This is a genomic window from Candidatus Mycalebacterium zealandia (assembly GCA_014075295.1).
GTDB lineage: Bacteria > Desulfobacterota_D > UBA1144 > Nemesobacterales > Mycalebacteriaceae > Mycalebacterium > Mycalebacterium zealandia.
Map to the genome: position 1 here is coordinate 324,636 of CP046180.1, position 17,661 is coordinate 342,296.

The following is a 17,661-nucleotide window of genomic DNA, read 5'->3' on the forward strand; positions in this document are numbered from 1 at the left end:
CGAATAAGATTAATGACGCGAAATAAAACAGGACTTTTGCGGCTTTTGAGTCAACAAAAAGGGTTTGGCTTTGCGTGGCTGGGTTGCCGGAGTTTTCCATTCTTCAGTCCGATTTCCCGAAACCGGCTTTTGCCTGAGCACGCACGGTGGGTGTATCGGACTGATAATCTATCAAATCTCCGTTCTGTCAAACTGCCGATAAGGGCGGCAAGAGGGTTTGTATTGATAAGAATTCCGGTTGGCGTTAGAATTGAATTTCCGGACGGAATATGAAGAAATTATCGGTAATTTCACCCGCATTTAACGAAGAGAAAAACCTTCCCGCAGTTCACTCTGAACTTGTTCCCGCGCTTGAAGGGCTCGGAATGGATTGGGAATGGATAATAATTGACGACCATTCAACAGATAAAACGCCCGATGTCATAAAACGGCTCTGCGAAAGCGACTCAAGAATAAAAGGGTTGCGAATGGCGGAAAATCAGGGTTCTCACGCGCTCTGTCTTTTCGGTTTGAGCAAGGCAAGAGGCGACTGCGCTGTACTTCTCGCCTCTGACGGACAGGATTCACCTGAAAATATCGGGCGTCTTGCGGGTGAAATGAAAAAAAGCGGAAACAAGGTTGCTTGGCTCACGCGCGAAGAGGGCAGGGAAGACCCTTTTTTCAAGCGTTTCGCGGCGTGGGGCTTCTATTTTTTAATGCGCCGTGTTATGGGGATTTCTTCAATTCCGCCGGGCGGCGGCGATATGGTTCTTGTTGACGGCGCGGTTTTGGAGCGGTTGCGCGAAATAAAACGGAAAAACATCAACGTTCTGGTCGCAATCGCGGAACTGGGTTTTTCTCAAAGTTATGTCGCGGGGCAAAGACGCGCGCGAGTTCACGGAAAAACTAATTTTACCTTTGCAAAAAACATCGGTCTGTTTTTTGACACTCTGACGACTCTCAATTCCGCCGCGCCGTTGCGGCGAATGACTCTTCCGGGATTTTTAACCGCCTTAACGGGTTTTGCGGCTTTTTCTTACGGAATTAATTTTTAGTTCCAGCCGTTCTTGTTCTGGGCGGCGCCGGGATGCTTACGCTCGGAGCGGCGGGCGAATACCTTTGGCGCAGGCGCGTCACCCCCGAATGGACGCCCGTTGTTGAATCCGAATGGGGCTCGCATTAGTTTCCCCGAGCCCACTTCCAGGTTTTCTCAATTCCCTCTTTAAGACTGATTAGAGGTTTCCAGTCGAGAGTTTCTCCGGCGAGCGAGTTATCCAGAAAAATCCTGTCCACATCGCCGCTTTTTCTTGCGGCTTTTTCGGTTTTGACCTCTTTGCCCGAAACTTCGGCAAGGAGGTCAATAATCCGATTGAGTGAATTTTCCTTTCCCGTACAAATATTGAAAATTCCGCCCGCCCCGCCCGCACCAAGGTGTTCAGAGCAAATGGAGTTTGCCTTCGCGACATCGGAGCAATGAACATAGTCCCGTGTCTGCTCTCCGTCTCCGAATATGGTCGTTTTCGCGCCTTTTTTGTGATTTCCGCACAAAATCGCCACAATTCCGGTCATCTTTTCAATTCTCTGCCTTTCGCCGTAAACATTTGAATAGCGCAGGGAGGCAAAGTCAATTCCGCGCGCCGATTTGAAAAAACGCAGATAGTTTTCAACGCACAGTTTCGCTATGCCGTATGGCGACTCGGGATTTTGAGGAGTCTGTTCGTCCGTGGGCAGTTTTGACGCGTGTCCGTAAACCGCGCAGGTTGAGGCAAAAACAAATTTTTTAACGCCGTGTTCGGCGCAAAGATTGAGCAGGTTCAGTGAACCGGCGATGTTGATGTCCGCGTCATGCGCGGGATCTTCGGCGGAAACCCTCACATCTATCTGCGCCGCGTGGTGGTTGATAATGTCCGGCTTGAAGGACGAGAAGATTTTATTTAAAGCTCCGGCGTCCCTTATGTCGCATTTTTCAAATTCAGCTTCGGGCGCAATGTTTTCCTCTTTTCCCGTGGACAAATCATCAATAATTAAAACTTTATGCCCGTTTTCCAGAAGTTCGCGGCAGATATGCGAGCCAATGAAACCGGCGCCGCCGGTGAGTATGGTTTTCATTGGAGTTTGAATATATTATTATTATGTATCAAGTGCAAATCTGTATTATATTGAACACTTTATGAGCATCGCTGAAGATTTAGTTATACGCTCTGTCAGAGCTTTGGCTGAAACGGACGGGATTGAAAGAACTTTCCGGCTGCGGGCGTTTTAAGAAAAAAAGGAAACTATCTTCATGAAAATCTCCAAAGCGGAAGGGTTAACGGTGTCATTTCGTTTTGTCCGGGAAGATGATGCCGAGTTTATCTTGAATTTGCGTCTTGATCCCGAACTCGGGCTTTACTTGTCTCCGACAGACCCTTCCGTTGAAAAACAACGTGAGTGGCTTGCGGAATATAAACGGCGCGAGGAGGCGGGCGAAGAGTATTTCTACATAATCACCAACAATAAAAACGGAAAAAGATGCGGTACCGCAAGACTGATTATCAAAGAAGAACATTTTGAATTTGGAAGTTTTATTTTGAATAGTGATAAAACTCCCACGGCATCTATTGAAACGGCTCTTTTTATCTACCATACGGGTTTTGACAATCTTAATTTTGAAAAAGCACATTTTAATGCCAACAAGGAGAATATTCGCGTAGTTAAATTTCATGAAAAAATGGGAGTGCGGATAATTGGTGAAGTGGAAACCGGAGTGGGAATTGAACATCTTTACGAAATGGATTTACGTGATTGGGCGAAACTCCGTGAAAAATTCAAAGCATTTATTGTAAAGGACTTGAATTAAAGGAATTCTAATTGCGGCGAAGATTTACCTTATTGCCGCGAAAAAAATAGATTTTCCTGAATTTGTGATGAAAGCGCAGTTTTTAAGATTTTTAATTGCGGGCGGCGCGAACACCGTTGCTACCTATGCGATATATCTGGCTCTGCTTTACTTTGTAAATCCGTATTGGTCTTACGCCGTTTCTTTTGTTTCCGGCATTTTTATTTCGTATTTTCTTAACTTGAAGTTCACTTTCCGGGCGGAGCACTCAAGCGGAAAGGTGTTTTTGTATTCGCTTATTTATCCGTTGCAGTTTCTGTTGGGAATTTTAGCGCTTCATATTTCCCTCAAAGCGGGAGTTCCCGAAGGTTTTGCCGTGCTTTTCGCAGCCGCTGTGGGGGTTCCGTTTAAGTTTTTGATGTCGCGCTGGGTGATAGTCGGAAAAAGAGGTCTGAATCCGCTTCTGTTTCTTTCAATTTCCGCGTTCGTGTTTTCAATCGCCGCGGTTTACGGCGCGCTTTTTGCGGGAGATTTGTTCCCGCGCGGTTTGTTGTTCACATCTGATTTTGCAACCCCTTATCTAATGTGGAATGACATTTCTTCAGGCGCGGTTGCATTCGGAGATATATTCAATGAATGGAATTTTCAGAAAGTTAGCACTCCTTACATATTTACGGACCTGCCTTTTCTTTGGGTCATTTATTCAATCACGGGAGGCGGTTTGGCGGCGGGAACTCATATTTTCGGGGTTTTGATTCTGCTTCTGAACACGGTTGGCTGGTTTTTTCTGTGCCGTTTTGTTTTTCGTGAAAATCCGTCACGCGGAAATCTTGTTTTTATTCTGTCCGCTCTCACATATACTTTTCTCGCCTACGGTTCCTCCGACCTGTTCGGAGTTGTGTTTTTCCCCATTGCTCATTTTTCAACATGGAGTTTGGTGCCGTTTTGCGTACTTCTTTTTCTTTCCGCCGCGCTTTCGCGAACTGTTGTTCGCAATGTTGGTTTGTCCGTTATTCTCGCGGCGGTTTGCGCCGCGGTGTTTTCTTCCGACATTATCTTTGCCATCTGGTTCGCGGCTCCCGCTTTTGCGGCCGCCGCTCTGATATTGGTTCTTTTTCGTAACCGGGGTTTTATTGCACCCGCTGTTGCCGTTGCCGCCGGATTTTTTTGCGCGCATTTCACAAGAGAGATTTTTATCAATTCCGGTGATGTAACCATACAGTTTTCCGGTTTTGGTAAACCGGAGCACATACAAGACGCCGCGAGTGATATCGCGGTCTGGTTTTCCGAAGCCGCGTTGCGGCACCCCGTGCTTTCAATCATCTGGATTATTTTCTTTTTGCTTCTTCTTTATTCCATTTTCAAGGGGATTTTCGGCACGAAGAAACCGGCTCCGGAAAGATTGTTTGCGTGGCTGTTTCTGTTGTTCTCGCCGCCCGCCGCGGCGGGAGCGGCGATTTTGACGGGGAATTTTTTTATTGAAGTTTCTCCCGAAAGTCTTTTTGCCGTTAGATATTTTCTTCCCGTTCTGTTTATTCCGCTTTTTGCGGGATGGGCTTTTCTGCCGGATATGACAAGGGATTTTTTCAAACGTTCCCGTTTCTTTATTGTCGCGCCGATTTTTCTTATTCTGGTCTCCCTGCCAGGCGTTTTGAAATTCAAACAAAATTCGTCCGCTTTCGCGGAGTATTATCCGGAAGTGGCGCGATGTTTTGATGAAAACTTTTCAAGTCGCGGTCTTAAAAAAGGAATTTCCACTTACTGGTGGGGAAAATCTCTTATGGGAACTTCAAAAACGGGCGTTGAAATCGGACATGTTTACGTCTATGCGAATCCCAACAGGCGCGCTCAGCTTTTTTCTTGGAGATACGGGATTTCAAACAAGTTTTTTGAAGGTCCGTTTGATTTTGTCATAGCAAACAGCGGCAAGTTCAGACCTGATCAGGATTATTGCGAAGGCACGGTGGGAAGATACGGATGCAGGATTTTCTCTTCGAAAAGAGACCCGATACAAAGTTATCTGCTTTCGCCCGCGAACGCCCTTCGCCATTTTGGAAGAAATCCCTCATCAGTTTTTGAATGCGGCGGCGCGCAGGTTCTGGTTTTTGACCCGCCGCTTTAAGGATACGGCGGACTATTAGTGGTAAGGGGATAGCCGTTTATGCCGAAGGGGGGACTTGAACCCCCACGAGCTTGCGCCCACAGGATTCTGAATCCTGCGCGTCTGCCAATTCCGCCACTTCGGCTGCAACAGGTCTTTCCGGACGCCTATCTTAACACGCAAAAGCCGTTTTTTCGCTTTAATGCGAAAATCCTTTCTTGACAACGCATAGCCAGTGATTATCTTTACCCCTGTTCGGGGCGAGGTGAGGTGTTTTGCGCTGCATTACAGAGCGTCCTGTTACAAAGAAATCTAAAACGGAGGACAGGCTACAATGGCTTCAAAGGTAAAGTTCAGGCCACTGCACGACAAAGTTCTTGTAAAACGGTTGGACGGAGAGGAAAAAACGAAGGGCGGTATCATAATTCCCGACACCGCTCAGGAACAGTCTCAGGAAGGTAAGGTTGTTGCCGTTGGCAATGGCATTATTGGTGAAGATGGCAAAGTCAGAAAACTTGATGTAAAGCCGGGCGATAACGTTCTCTTCAACAAATATGGCGGAACTGACATCAACATAGAAGGTGAAAGTTACGTTGTTATGAAAGAGGAAGACGTACTTGCCGTTATCGGTTAGGCGGAAGTTAAAACAAGGAGGAAAAAATGTCTGTAAAGAATATTAAATTCAGCAGGGAAGCGCAGAACTTGGTTCTGACCGGCATCAACAAGCTTGCCGACACGGTCAAGGTAACGCTCGGACCCAGAGGCAGAAATGTGCTTATGGAGAAACCGTTTGGCGCACCCAACGTTACAAAGGACGGCGTTAGCGTCGCCAAAGAGATAGAACTTGAGGACAGGTTTGAAAACATGGGAGCGCAGATGGTCAAGGAAGTTGCGTCAAAAACAAGTGAAGTTGCCGGAGACGGCACCACCACTGCAACCGTTCTTGCGCAGTCCATATTTACCGAAGGCATAAAACTTGTCGCCGCCGGACATGACCCTATGAAACTCAAACGGGGAATTGACAAAGCGGTTGAGGTTATTGTTGACAGCATCAGGCGGCTCAGCAAACAGACCAAGGACAGAACTGAAATTTTTCAGGTCGCGACTATTTCGGCAAACGGTGACGAAGAGATAGGAAACAAAATCGCAGACGCGATGGAGCAGGTCGGAAAAGACGGCGTCATCACTGTTGAAGAAGGCAGGAGCCTTGACACCGAACTTGAGGTTGTTGAGGGAATGCAGTTTGACAGGGGATACCTTAGTCCTTATTTCGTGACGGATTCCGAAAGGATGATTGTTGAACTTGAAGACCCGTTTGTGCTTCTTTTTGACAAGAAAATCGCAAGCATGAAAGACCTTGTGCCCCTTCTTGAAGAGGTTGCCAGAAATTCAAACCCGCTTCTTATTCTCGCTGAGGATGTTGAGGGCGAAGCTCTTGCGACCCTTGTTGTGAACAAGTTACGCTCCACGCTCAAAGTCGCCGCCGTCAAAGCGCCGGGATTTGGCGACAGACGTAAGGCGATGGTTGAGGACATAGGGGTGCTTACCGGCGGGAATGTGATTTCCGAGGAAGCCGGAATGAAGCTTGAAAGCGCCACGGTTGCCGATCTTGGAAAAGCTAAAAAAGTTGTCATAGATAAAGACAACACCACTATCGTCAGCGGTGCCGGTAAAAAAGCCGACATAAGCGGCAGAATCAACCAGATTAGAGGGCAGATAGATACGGCTAGCGGCGAATATGACAGGGAGAAGCTTCAGGAGCGCCTTGCCAAACTTGCCGGAGGAGTCGCGGTTATCCGCGTGGGAGCCGCTACTGAAGCGGAGATGAAAGAGAAGAAAGACAGAGTGGAAGACGCTCTGAACGCCACACGCGCCGCAGTTGAGGAAGGAATTGTTCCCGGCGGTGGAGTTGCCCTTGTGCGCGCCGTTGACAACCTTGAAAGTTTCAAAGGTGCGGACGAAGAGGAGCAGGCGGGCGTGAACATAGTGAAGCGCGCCCTTGAAGAGCCGCTCAGGGAGATTGCCAGAAATGCCGGTTGGGACGGCTCAATTGTTGTCCAGAAGGTAAGAGAGGGCAAGGCTTCATTTGGTTTTGATGCGGCTTCCCTTGAATACAGGGACATGCTGAAAGCCGGAATCGTTGACCCGTCAAAGGTTACGAGGTCGTGCATTCAGAACGCGGCAAGCGTCGCGGGCCTTTTGCTCACCACCGAAGCTCTCATAGCGGACTCTCCGAAAGATCAGCCCGAAATGCCGATGGGCGGCGCTCCCCCGATGACCGGAGGTCCCGGAGGAATCGGAGGTATGATGTAATTCCCACTTTCTTAGGGTAGTATAAAAACCGGTGTTGTCTTTCAGGGCGGCGCCGGTTTTTTTTTATTTTTAAATTCTGAAGAGAGCTATGCAAGCAAAGAAAAATGTTCTGCTTCCCGCAATTATTGCCGGTGTTGTGCTGGGTATTTTTTCTGGCGTTTATTTTCCTGAATTCAGTCTGTCTCTGGAATTTGTCGGAGACATATTTCTTAACCTGCTGAAAATGATGGTCATTCCGCTCATCATCGTGAGCATAACGCTCGGCGTTATGAAACTGCGCGATTTTAAGACGGTGGGAGCAAAAACGCTTATTTATTACATGACGACAACTGCCATATCGGTTTGCATCGGCATAGCGGTTGTTTCTTTGATTAACCCGGGTGCGCCGGAGACGCTCGGAACAATGACCGAAGAAATGAGGTCGCAGGCTCAGGTGAGCGTTGAGGGGAAAAACATGGGAGTCAAACAGATACTGGACAGTATGATTACTTCCAATGTTTTCAAGTCCGCCACGGATTTTCAAATTCTTCCGCTCATAGTTTTCTCTCTGCTTTTTGGTCTGGCTCTGGCGCGATTGGGAGACCGCGCCGCGCCGCTTGAATCAGTTTTGACCTCGCTTGACGGGGCTATAATGAAACTTGTCCATTGGATAATCACCCTAACGCCTCTGGGGGTCGCGTGCATAATAGCGGCGAGAATAGGCAAAGCCGGAGGCGGAGAGGCTATTTACGCCATGGCGGCCGGAATCGGAAAATATATGCTCGCGGTCGTAGTAGGACTCGGAATTCACGGGCTTGTGGTTTTACCGCTCGTTCTGTTTGTTTTCACACGCAGAAATCCGTTGCAATACATCAAACATATGAGCAAGGCGCTTCTGACCGCTTTTTCCACGGCATCTTCCTCGGCAACGCTTCCATTGACAATGACAAACGCCATTGAGGATGCGAAGGTGTCTCGGAGAGTGGGTAATTTCGTTTTGCCTCTCGGCGCGACCATTAACATGGACGGGACCGCTCTTTACGAAGCGGTTGCGGTGATTTTCATAGCGCAGGTTTACGCTGTTCCGCTTGATTCAGGCGCACTTGTTATAATATTCCTGACTGCGACTCTCGCCGCCATAGGCGCGGCCGGGATACCGGAAGCGGGGCTTGTTACAATGGTTATCGTGCTTACAAGCGTTGGACTTCCCCTTGAGGGCATCGGGCTTCTTTTGTCCGTTGACTGGCTTCTTGACCGATTCAGGACCACCGTCAACGTTTGGGGAGACAGTGTGGGTGCGGCTGTTGTGGATAGCACCGCCGGAGGGTAGCGTGCGGAAAGTTTTCCATGTTAACGATTGTGGAAACGGAGGTTGCAAAGTTGCTTGAATTTTTTTATTCAGGGGAATTTCGTATCTACATAAAACCTCTGCTTGCCTTCTGTATTTCGTTTTTTCTCCTGTTTTTTTCGGTCAAGTTTTTGTCCTCCCGCCTCAAGGATATTGCCAAATCCACCGCTAACACTCTTGACGACATTATTGCGGACGCTCTTGTGGAAACGCGCGGTTTTATTCTGCTTGCCGCCTCTCTTTACATCGGCTCGCGTTTTATTAGTCTTGCGCCCGAAACAAGGGAAACCGCAAACACGCTTATAGCCACCGCGCTTATTATTCAGGCGGTTTTGTGGCTGGGGAAAATAGTAAGCGGCTATCTCTCCAACAACTACGAAAAATGGAACATCACCATCTCGCAGACGAAGATTTCTATTTTTTTCCTGCGTCTTGTCCTGTGGTCGGTCGCGGTGCTTCTTATTCTGGAAAATCTCGGAATTCGCGTAACGCCTCTGCTCGCGGGGCTTGGAATCGGCGGAATAGCGGTAGCACTAGCAGTCCAGAGCATTCTGGGAGAGGTTATCGCGTCCGTTTCAATAATTATAGACAAGCCCTTTGTTGTGGGCGATTTCATCGTTGTAGACGGATTCAGGGGAATTGTTGAAAAAGTGGGCTTGAAGACTACGCGCATAAGAAGCATTTCCGGCGAACTTGTTGTTTTTTCAAACAATCATCTCGTCAGCACCACAATACAAAATTACAGAAATCTTCCGCGCCGTCGTAGTTTTTCTACGGTTGGGGTCGTATATGGAATTGACCCGGACAAACTGGCGAAGATTCCGCAGATTATCAAAAATATAATAGATGAGCATCCGCAGACCGAATATGAAAGGGTTCATTTTGTCGCGTTTGCGGATTTTTCGCTCAATTTTGAAGTCGCTTATTATGTTTTAACAAGCGATTTCATTGTATATCTTGACGCCGTGCAGGACATTAATCTGGAAATAATAAGAAAATTCCGCGATGAGAGAATTGATTTTGCATATCCCACGCAGACAGTTTTTGCCGGCAAGCCCGTGGAAGTTGCGATGAAGAATCAGGTGGAAAATTAATTGTCAAAAAAAACATTGTGGTCGGGAAGGTTTTCAAAAAAACCCCATCGTCTTGCGGCGGAGTTTTCCTCTTCGGTGGATTTCGACCGCCAGCTTGCTTTTGAAGACATAGAGGGAAGCGTCGCGCATGTGAAAATGCTTGCCGCTCGCCGGATAATTTCAAAAAAGAACGCGGGCCTGATTTTGAAAACGCTTGCGGAAGTAAAAAAAGAAATAGAGAAAGGCGTTTTTCCGTTCAGGAGCGAATATGAGGACATTCATCTGAACATTGAAAAGCGCGTTATTGAAAAAATTGGCGATGTGGGCGGAATGATCCACACCGCACGCAGCCGGAATGACCAGATAGTTTTGGATGAACGGCTTTACCTGAGGCGGCAGACTGCGCTTGTTATTGACGGAATTGCCGCGCTGGCGGACTCCGTAGTCGCGCTTGCCGAAAAATATCCGGATGCGGTGATGCCGCTCTACACTCATCTTCAAAGGGCGCAACCCGTGCTGGTTGCACACCATTTGCTCGCTTATTTTGAGATGCTCAAACGCGACCGCGCGAGGTTTGAGGACTGCCTGAAAAGGATAAACACAAACCCTCTGGGCGCTTGTGCGGGAGCAGGCACACCGTTTCCGATAGACAGGAAAATGACGGCTAAACTGTTGGGATTCCCGTCCGTTACGGCAAACAGTATAGATACCGTGAGCGACAGGGATTTTCTCGCCGAATTTGTTTTTTGCTGCGCGATGCTTGCCGGGCATCTCGGCAGGCTCGCCGAAGAGTTTGTGTTGTGGTCTTCGCGTGAGTTTGATTTTGCCGATCTTGGGGACGGTTTTACAACCGGTTCAAGCATAATGCCGCAGAAAAAAAATCCTGACATCGCCGAACTTGTACGCGCAAAAGGGGCGAGGGTGAACGGAAACCTGGTCTCGTTGCTGACACTTCTCAAGGGATTGCCGCTTTCATACAGTCGTGACATGCAGGAAGACAAGGAGCCCGTGTTTGACTCCGTGCGGACCGTTACGGACTGTTTATCTGTTTTTTCCGCGATGCTTGCCGGGTGTAAACTCAAAACCGCGAATATGCGAAAAAGTCTTGATGGCGGTTTTGTTACAGCAACCGACCTTGCTGATTATCTGGCGCGGCGCGGCGCACCTTTCAGGAAGGCGCATGAGATTTCCGGACGAATTGTTGCCTATGCGGAAAAAAATCGCAAAGAACTGGGCGACATTACACTTGCGGAATTCAAAAAGTTTTCGGCGGATGTTGGTCCCGACATATACAAAGCGCTCACGATAGAGGGGTCAATAAAAAGCCGAAACTCCGAGGGCGGAACCTCGCCCGCGCGGGTAAAGAAAATGGTCGCTTCGGCGCGCCGTGAAATATCACGCTGGCGCTGAGCCGTCTTCCACGGGAATCTTGGGAGAGTCAATCCATAAACCGTCCAGATTGTAGAAACCGCGCGCTTCGTGGTGGAAAATATGGACTATCACGTCTTCGGTGCCGAGAAGAATCCAACTCTTTTGCGAAAGTCCTTCTTTGTCGAGAACCCGTATTTTTTTCTCTTTAAGGATTTTTTCAACGTGGTCGGCGACGGCTTTTGCCCCCCTCTCTGAAGAAGCGCTGCATATTACGAAAAAGTCCGCGATGCCGCTTCTGTTTCTTACGTCAACAACGACGACATCACTTGCTTTTTTGTCCATCGCGCACTGCGCGAGAAGAATTGCTTGCTGTTTTGAAGTTATTTTCGGGGTTCCTCTAAGTAGAGTTTTTCGCGTTTTATGAAATCCGCGACTGTATTGGGAACAAGACTCTCAAAATCCCCACCTTCTTTTATGAGGTTTCTTACCTGCGTTGATGAAATATCCGGAGTGTCTATTTCTTCAAAATACAGTTTGGAGCCGCTTTTATGTATGTATTCTCCCTGCCTTCCGCCATATTGAAAGTTCTCCCTTATCTCAAGGGGCGGTTCCGGCGGCGGTCGGTCGGACAAGGGGTTGCCCGGAACCCTTACCGGTATGATTACTATATTTGAGACTTCAAAAATTTTCCTGAAATCCTTCCATTTTGTTATTTCCTTAAAAACTTCCCATCCCATTATAAACCACGACTCGTGTTCCTCTCCGAGATGCTCCTTCCACAAGCGCAGGGTTTCCACCGTGTAAGAAGAGGATTTTTTTTTCATTTCCACATCAGAAACCTTCACCCCTTCAACGCCCTCGGTCGCGAGCCGTAGCATTTCAAGCCGCGCTCCGGGCGGCGCGTGTGATTCGTCTTTGAGCGGGTTTTGGTAGTTTGGCACAAAAAATACCGTGCCCACACCCAATTTCTTCCTGATTTGAACGGCGGCTTCCATATGTCCGTTGTGGACGGGGTCAAAACTGCCGCCCAGCAAAGCGGTTTTTTCAGACAAAACGGTTTCAGATTTCAAAATTCAGGTTTTGCCTCCACAACGATTGTTCCGTCTTTCATCGTCGTTTTTTTAAAAATCAGTTTTTTCGCGTTTTTCACCAGAGCCGTTTCCATGCCCGATACCATGTCCGTTCCGTCCCCGCCGATTATTACGGGGGAGTAGAAAAATATCATTTTATCCACGATTTTTTCTTTCAGTGCCGATGCGGCGATTTTTCCCCCGCCTTCAATTAAAACGGATTTAATTCCGTTCACGGACAGTTTTTTCATTAAATCTCGCATGGATATTTTTCCCCGGGAGTTTTTTTTGACGCGCAGTATTTCAACTCCCTTTTTTTCCAGTTTTTTTATTTTTTCCTTTTTCGCATCCGTTCCAGTCGCAACAATTGCGCCTTTTTCCTCGAACATTTTTGCTTCGGGCGAAACACTCAAACCCGTGTCCGCCACAATGCGAACGGGTTGGCGCGGCGCTTTCACGAGCCGTACGTCAAGTGAGGGATTGTCTTTGCGAACTGTCTCCGAGCCAACAAGAACAGCATCGCATTTTTTTCTCAACATGTGCGCCATTTTTCTCTGCGAAATATTTCCTATCCATTTTGAATTGCCCGTGCGAGTCGCTATTTTTCCGTCCGCGGATGCGGACAGTTTCAAAATCACAAATGGCAGTCCTGTTTTTACATTTTTAAAAAACATTTCATTTAATTCGCGGCAACGGTCTTTGAGAATTCCTTTTTTGACTTTGATTCCGTTTTTACCGAGGACCTCCGCACCTTTTCCGACTTTGGGGTTCGGGTCTTCACAGCCTATGAAAACTTCCGCGATGCCGCTTTTTATAATGGAGTCGCAACACGGAGGAGTTCGTTTCTCCGCGTGGTCGCGCGCGCACGGCTCAAGATTGACATACATAGTCGCGCCGTGCGGCGATTTTCCTTTGCGCTCGCAGTCTTTGAGAGCCTCTATCTCCGCATGAGGCAGACCGGATGCTTTGTGCCAGCCGCGTCCGATAATCGCGCCCTTTTTTACTATTACCGCGCCTACAAGAGGGTTAGGGCTTACTGAGCCTTCTCCTTTTCGCGCGAGCGCGATGGCGGCGGACATAAATTTTTCATGAGTATTTTTCAATTTTCCTTATCCATTTTCGTCAAAAAGACCGGACGCAAACCGCACCGGTTCAAATTCGGTTATATCCGCTGCTCCCTCACCCGTTCCCACATACGCGACCGGTATTTCAAACTCTTCGCAGACCGCGATAACAACCCCGCCTTTCGCCGTGCCGTCAATTTTTGTGAGAACTATGTCCGTTATGCCGACCATGGAATTAAACATTTCAGTCTGACGTATGGCATTCTGTCCCGTTGTGGCGTCAAGAACAAGAAAAACATCGTCCGGCGCACCTTCGCGTGCTTTGCCGACAACCCTTTTTATTTTGGACAGTTCGTCCATAAGGTTTGTTTTTGTGTGAAGGCGTCCGGCGGTATCAATAATTACCGTGTCGCAGTTTTGCTCCTGCCCCGTCTTAACCGCATCAAACGCTATCGCCGAAGGGTCGGTTCCGGGCTTTCCTTTTATGAACTCGCTACCGCTTCGCAGAGCCCACTGTTCAAGTTGCTCCGTTGCCGCCGCTCTGAAGGTGTCTGCCGCAGCAAGCATAACTTTTTCGCCCCGCGAACTGAATAAATCCGCGAGTTTTCCCGCTGTTGTGGTTTTACCCGTGCCGTTGACGCCGACCACCATGCAGATTCTCGGCTTTAAGCCCGCCGCCTCCGCGCGAGCCGGGTTTTTAAGAATTCGCGCCGTTTCGTCCACAAGAGAGTTTTTTATTTTTTCGTAATCACTCAAATTCGCGCCTGAAAGTTGTGCCTCAACCCGTTTCCGTATCTTCGCCGCGCCCTTGATTCCCACATCTGAGAGAATAAGCATCTCTTCAAAACTCTCCCATAAATCCTCGTCTACTTTTCCGCCCGCGACAACTTTTTTGAGTTTTGAAAGCAAACCCGAGCGGGTTTTTGCGAGACTTTTTCTCAGACCCTCAACCTTGTTTGAAGATTTTTCCGCGTCCGTTTTTTTCTCCGCCGGAATTATTTTTTTCAAAATATCAGTCAAATCGTTACAAACCGCTTTTCCAAATGGCTTTCCCCGCGAAAAAGGGTCCCAGCGCCTGAATATATTCGGAGGTCTGCCGTGTTTTTCTCATCGCCTGAACAACTGATGAGAGCGGATACAGATTTTTGCCGAAAAGCCCTATGACAAAGTCATTGTCTTCGGTGTCAACCCCGTGGCAAGCGAGCCGTACGTCCTTGACGAGCCCCGCTTCGCCGTATTTGAAGCCCAGTTTTCCATGCTCGCCGAGAATGGCTCTTTTTTCGTTTTCAGCAAGGGTTTCAAAACTCTTCTCCCTGCGAAGTGGATACCAGATCGCCCATGGAAACTCCGGCAAGAGGATCTTTTCGCGCGGCGCGCTCACAAGCATTTGTCCAAGGTCATTTTCATAGCCCAGAGAGTATGTTCTTCCAAACATCGCGTACCGGTCTTTGAACGTGAGGGAAGAGAAGGGCGCGGAATTAAGGATTTCCTTCAGTTTTCCAACAAAAAAGTTTTCATCCTCGCTTATAAAAACCGTCCCGATGCCGGACGGGTCGTTGAGATCTGAATAAACAGCGCACTCCGCGCCGCTTTTTTTGAGTGAGTCAATAATCTCGCGCTCATCGCTCGCTCCGCCAAATGCAAAAAACTGAACAAACAACCTCCTGTCGCTGTAAACTGGCTTGCCGCTTTTGGACCTGCCTTTTTCCCGCAAGTCTATTTTTGCGTCCTGGGTCACCGTTTTAAGTCTCCCGCGTGCACCATTTTTCTATCTTTGAGATGAATTCATATATTTGCGGCGATTTCAGTTTCATTCCTGCCTTGTTCACGACCAACCGTGCGGTTATGGGCGCTATAAACTCAATCTCTTCAAGGTTGTTTTCCTCCATGGTTTTTCCACTCGCCGTCAGGTCAACAATCACATCGGAAAGCCCGACCATACAGGCGAGCTCAACCGAGCCGTAGAGTTTGATGATTTCGGTGCGCACATTCTTTTTTTCAAACCAGTCCGCCGCTATGCGCGGATATTTTGTCGCAATGCGAACAGTTCCGCCGTTGGGGAATTGATATCCTTTGGGAGCCGCCACCACCATTCTGCATTTGCCTATTCCCAGATCCAGAGGTTCATACAGGTTGTTTTTCTGCTCCATAAGCGAGTCTTTGCCAACAATGCCGCAGTCCGCGACACCGTGTTCCACATAGGAAGGCACATCTGTCGGGCGCACAACGAAAATGGTGAGATCGTGTTCTTTGATTTCGTGTATTAGTTTTCTCGATTTCTTTGCGGAGCTTTTAATCTTTATGCCAGCCTTGTTCAGAACCTCAAGAGATTCCTCAAAAAGTCTGCCGCGCGATACGGCGATTTTAATCATTCTTTTTCCCTCCAAACTGAGGCTCCCAGCCGTTCCAATTTTCCGTCCAGCCGCTCATATCCCCTGTCAATGTGATAGACCCTGCTTATCTCGCTTTTTCCCCGCGCCGCCGCGCCTGCAACCACAAGCGCCGCGCCCGCTCTTAAATCACTCGCCATTGTTTTCGCTCCTTTGATTTTTTCAACGCCTTTGACCACCGCAGTATTGCCAATCAGTTTTATATCCGCGCCCATTCTTTTCATCTCCGCTATGTGCATAAACCTCTGAGGGAAAATGTTTTCCGTTATTATGCTTATGCCGTCCGCGGCGCACATAAGCGCCATAAACTGCGCCTGCATATCGGTCGGAAAGCCCGGATACGGAAGCGTTGTTATATCGGCACAGGTGATTTTCGCGTCCGCTCTCACGCGTATTCCCGCGCGCGTTTCTTCAACCTTCGCGCCGGCTTTCATCAGTTTCCCCGCCAGCGTTCCAAGATGGTCAAACCTGCCGCCTTTTATGAGAGCGTTTCCGCCAGTCGCCGCAACCGCAACCATCAGCGTTCCCGCTTCTATTCTATCAGGTATCGTCTCGTAGTTCTTAAGCGGTTTGAGAGAAGACACTCCTTTTATCCGTATTATATCGGTTCCAATTCCGGTGATTTTCGCGCCCATTTTGTTCAGCGCGTTTGCCAAATCTGAAACTTCGGGCTCGCACGCGGCGTTGTAGATAACAGTGTTTCCCTGTGTAAGAACTGCGGCGAGCATCAGGTTTTCCGTGCCTGTCACAGTTGACACATCAAGCGGTACGACCGCGCCCTTCATTTTTTTCGCCGATGTTTCAACGTATCCACTTTCAATGTTTACCCGCGTTCCTAAGGCTTGAAGCCCTTTCAGATGCTGGTCAATCGGTCTTTCCCCGATGGAGCATCCGCCCGGAAGGGAAACGCGCGCCTTGCCGAACCGCACCGTTAAGGGACCCAGCGTCAGTACCGAAGCCCTCATCTTTTTCACCATTTCATATTCGGTAACCCATTTGTTGATTCCCGAAGAATCTATTGAAAGCCGGTTGCCGCTCCGCTCGATTTTCGCTCCGAGGGCGGTGAGGATTTCCGCCATCACTCTCACATCCATAAGGTCCGGCACGTTTTTAAGCGTGCTTTCGCCGTCGCACAGTATGCACGCCGCCATAAGAGGCAGAACGGAGTTTTTTGACCCGTTTACCGAAACTTCGCCTTGCAAGGGCTTTCCGCCCTCAATCACTATCTTTTCCAAATTCCCTCAACCGCCCTCGGTTTTCCGCTTATGTCATTGGTTGTTGATATTCCGGAAAATCCGTTTTTCTCAAAAATTTCCACGCACCCGGGCGCCTGCCCGTCTCCCACCTCAACAACGCACCATCCGCCCGCACGCAAAACCCGCGCCGCATCGGCAACAATTTTTCTTATATGCTCAAATCCGCCTTCACCGCTCACAAGCGCTTTTTTCGGTTCAAAAATCCTGATTTCATCCGGCAGGGTTTCAAACTCCTCTTCCGAAACATAAGGAGGGTTTGAAACAATTATGTCCGCGCTGTTGTCCTCAAAGTTTCGAAGCGTATCTCCGCAAACAAAACTGATATCCGCGCCGTGAAAACGCGCGTTTTCTTCCGCCTTTTTCAAGGCGTGCGGTGAAATATCCACCGCTGTAACAGACAGGAGCGGTTTTTCTTTTTTGAGTGTTACCGCGATGCAGCCGCTTCCGGTTCCCACATCAATCGCGCGCATTTGTATGTCCTGAGGGATTTTTTCAAGCGCAACCTCAACAACCGTTTCAGTTTCGGGGCGCGGAATAAGCACCGCCGGACTGACGGCAAAACGGCGCGAAAAGAATTCGCGTTCCCCCGTCGCATAAGCGCACGGTTCTCCCTTCAAGCGCCTGGATGTGCGGTTTTCGCACTCGCTCACTTGTTTTCTTCCGACCGTGATTTGCGGGCTTGTATGAACCGCTCCCGAAGGTTTGCCAAGCACAGAGCAGACAATCACGGACGCTTCAAGTCCCGGGTTTTCGATTCCGCCCTGTCTGAACCGCTCCATTGTTTTGCGGTAAAGAGACCCAAGATTTGTTTCAAGGCTCATTTTAAGAAAACCCGCGTTCAAACCAACGCGGACGGGTAGATTGTATATGCGCTCAAGAGGTTTTCAAAGCCCCGGCGG

17 protein-coding genes and 1 tRNA gene are annotated in these 17,661 nt (G+C 48.7%); 8 read left to right on the forward strand and 10 right to left on the reverse strand.

Going from position 1 to position 17,661, the window contains the following annotated elements; all coding sequences use genetic code 11:
• The first annotated feature begins 269 nt into the window (after positions 1–269).
• Positions 270–1,034 carry a glycosyltransferase gene (locus GKS04_01595; GenBank protein ID QMU55883.1) on the forward strand — a complete coding sequence of 255 codons (765 nt, stop codon included), beginning with the start codon at positions 270–272 and terminating at the stop codon, positions 1,032–1,034.
• A 124-nt stretch (positions 1,035–1,158) separates the two neighbouring features.
• Here the strand turns inward: GKS04_01595 and GKS04_01600 are convergent, their stop codons facing one another.
• The gene (locus GKS04_01600) at positions 1,159–2,088 is read right to left on the reverse strand and encodes an NAD-dependent epimerase/dehydratase family protein (GenBank protein ID QMU55884.1); all 930 of its coding nucleotides are present in this window, start codon (positions 2,086–2,088) and stop codon (positions 1,159–1,161) included.
• A 175-nt stretch (positions 2,089–2,263) separates the two neighbouring features.
• On the opposite strand from GKS04_01600, the gene GKS04_01605 reads away from it, so the two are divergent.
• Together GKS04_01605 and GKS04_01610 are read left to right on the forward strand one after the other, a co-directional pair.
• The gene (locus GKS04_01605; GenBank protein QMU55885.1) at positions 2,264–2,818 is read left to right on the forward strand and encodes a GNAT family N-acetyltransferase; all 555 of its coding nucleotides are present in this window, start codon (positions 2,264–2,266) and stop codon (positions 2,816–2,818) included.
• Positions 2,819–2,885: 67 nt separating this feature from the next.
• A complete protein-coding gene (locus GKS04_01610) occupies positions 2,886–4,919 on the forward strand; it encodes a hypothetical protein (protein QMU55886.1) in 2,034 nt (677 codons plus the stop codon).
• Positions 4,920–4,959: 40 nt separating this feature from the next.
• Here the strand turns inward: GKS04_01610 and GKS04_01615 are convergent.
• Positions 4,960–5,043: transfer RNA gene (locus GKS04_01615), tRNA-Leu, on the reverse strand.
• A 189-nt stretch (positions 5,044–5,232) separates the two neighbouring features.
• Between GKS04_01615 and GKS04_01620 the strand changes: the two genes are divergently transcribed.
• The 5 genes from GKS04_01620 (at position 5,233) to argH (ending at position 11,021) form a co-directional block, all read left to right on the forward strand.
• Positions 5,233–5,532 (forward strand): co-chaperone GroES, encoded by a 300-nt coding sequence (locus tag GKS04_01620; GenBank protein ID QMU55887.1) that lies wholly within the window; start codon positions 5,233–5,235, stop codon positions 5,530–5,532.
• 26 nt (positions 5,533–5,558) lie between these two features.
• Entirely contained in the window at positions 5,559–7,211 is a 1,653-nt protein-coding gene (gene groL / locus GKS04_01625) for a chaperonin GroEL (GenBank protein ID QMU55888.1), read from the forward strand.
• Positions 7,212–7,299: 88 nt separating this feature from the next.
• The gene (locus tag GKS04_01630) at positions 7,300–8,520 is read left to right on the forward strand and encodes a cation:dicarboxylase symporter family transporter (protein QMU55889.1); all 1,221 of its coding nucleotides are present in this window, start codon (positions 7,300–7,302) and stop codon (positions 8,518–8,520) included.
• Between the two features lie 17 nt (positions 8,521–8,537).
• Complete coding sequence (locus GKS04_01635) at positions 8,538–9,632, forward strand: mechanosensitive ion channel (protein QMU55890.1); 1,095 nt, start codon at positions 8,538–8,540, stop codon at positions 9,630–9,632.
• A complete protein-coding gene (gene argH, locus GKS04_01640; protein QMU55891.1) occupies positions 9,633–11,021 on the forward strand; it encodes an argininosuccinate lyase in 1,389 nt (462 codons plus the stop codon).
• On the opposite strand, the gene rsfS is transcribed toward argH, so the two are convergent.
• Genes rsfS through prmC form a run of 8 tightly spaced genes read right to left on the reverse strand, consistent with a single transcriptional unit; the run spans position 11,007 to position 17,583 of the window.
• The gene (gene rsfS / locus GKS04_01645; protein ID QMU55892.1) at positions 11,007–11,324 is read right to left on the reverse strand and encodes a ribosome silencing factor; all 318 of its coding nucleotides are present in this window, start codon (positions 11,322–11,324) and stop codon (positions 11,007–11,009) included. The genes argH and rsfS overlap by 15 nt on opposite strands.
• A gap of 38 nt (positions 11,325–11,362) precedes the next feature.
• On the reverse strand, positions 11,363–12,052 hold the full coding sequence (gene nadD, locus GKS04_01650; protein ID QMU55893.1) for a nicotinate (nicotinamide) nucleotide adenylyltransferase: 690 nt from the start codon (positions 12,050–12,052) through the stop codon (positions 11,363–11,365).
• Complete coding sequence (gene ribD / locus GKS04_01655; GenBank protein QMU55894.1) at positions 12,049–13,155, reverse strand: bifunctional diaminohydroxyphosphoribosylaminopyrimidine deaminase/5-amino-6-(5-phosphoribosylamino)uracil reductase RibD; 1,107 nt, start codon at positions 13,153–13,155, stop codon at positions 12,049–12,051. The genes nadD and ribD overlap by 4 nt, the downstream gene beginning before the upstream one ends.
• Before the next feature lie 6 nt (positions 13,156–13,161).
• Entirely contained in the window at positions 13,162–14,199 is a 1,038-nt protein-coding gene (gene ftsY / locus GKS04_01660; protein QMU55895.1) for a signal recognition particle-docking protein FtsY, read from the reverse strand.
• The gene (locus GKS04_01665) at positions 14,141–14,854 is read right to left on the reverse strand and encodes a hypothetical protein (protein ID QMU55896.1); all 714 of its coding nucleotides are present in this window, start codon (positions 14,852–14,854) and stop codon (positions 14,141–14,143) included. The genes ftsY and GKS04_01665 overlap by 59 nt, the downstream gene beginning before the upstream one ends.
• 4 nt (positions 14,855–14,858) lie before the next feature.
• Positions 14,859–15,488, reverse strand: coding sequence for an ATP phosphoribosyltransferase (locus GKS04_01670; GenBank protein QMU55897.1), 630 nt, complete (start codon positions 15,486–15,488; stop codon positions 14,859–14,861).
• On the reverse strand, positions 15,485–16,741 hold the full coding sequence (gene murA / locus GKS04_01675) for a UDP-N-acetylglucosamine 1-carboxyvinyltransferase (protein ID QMU55898.1): 1,257 nt from the start codon (positions 16,739–16,741) through the stop codon (positions 15,485–15,487). The genes GKS04_01670 and murA overlap by 4 nt, the downstream gene beginning before the upstream one ends.
• Positions 16,729–17,583 carry a peptide chain release factor N(5)-glutamine methyltransferase gene (prmC, locus tag GKS04_01680; protein QMU55899.1) on the reverse strand — a complete coding sequence of 285 codons (855 nt, stop codon included), beginning with the start codon at positions 17,581–17,583 and terminating at the stop codon, positions 16,729–16,731. The genes murA and prmC overlap by 13 nt, the downstream gene beginning before the upstream one ends.
• Between the last annotated feature and the right edge of the window lie 78 nt (positions 17,584–17,661).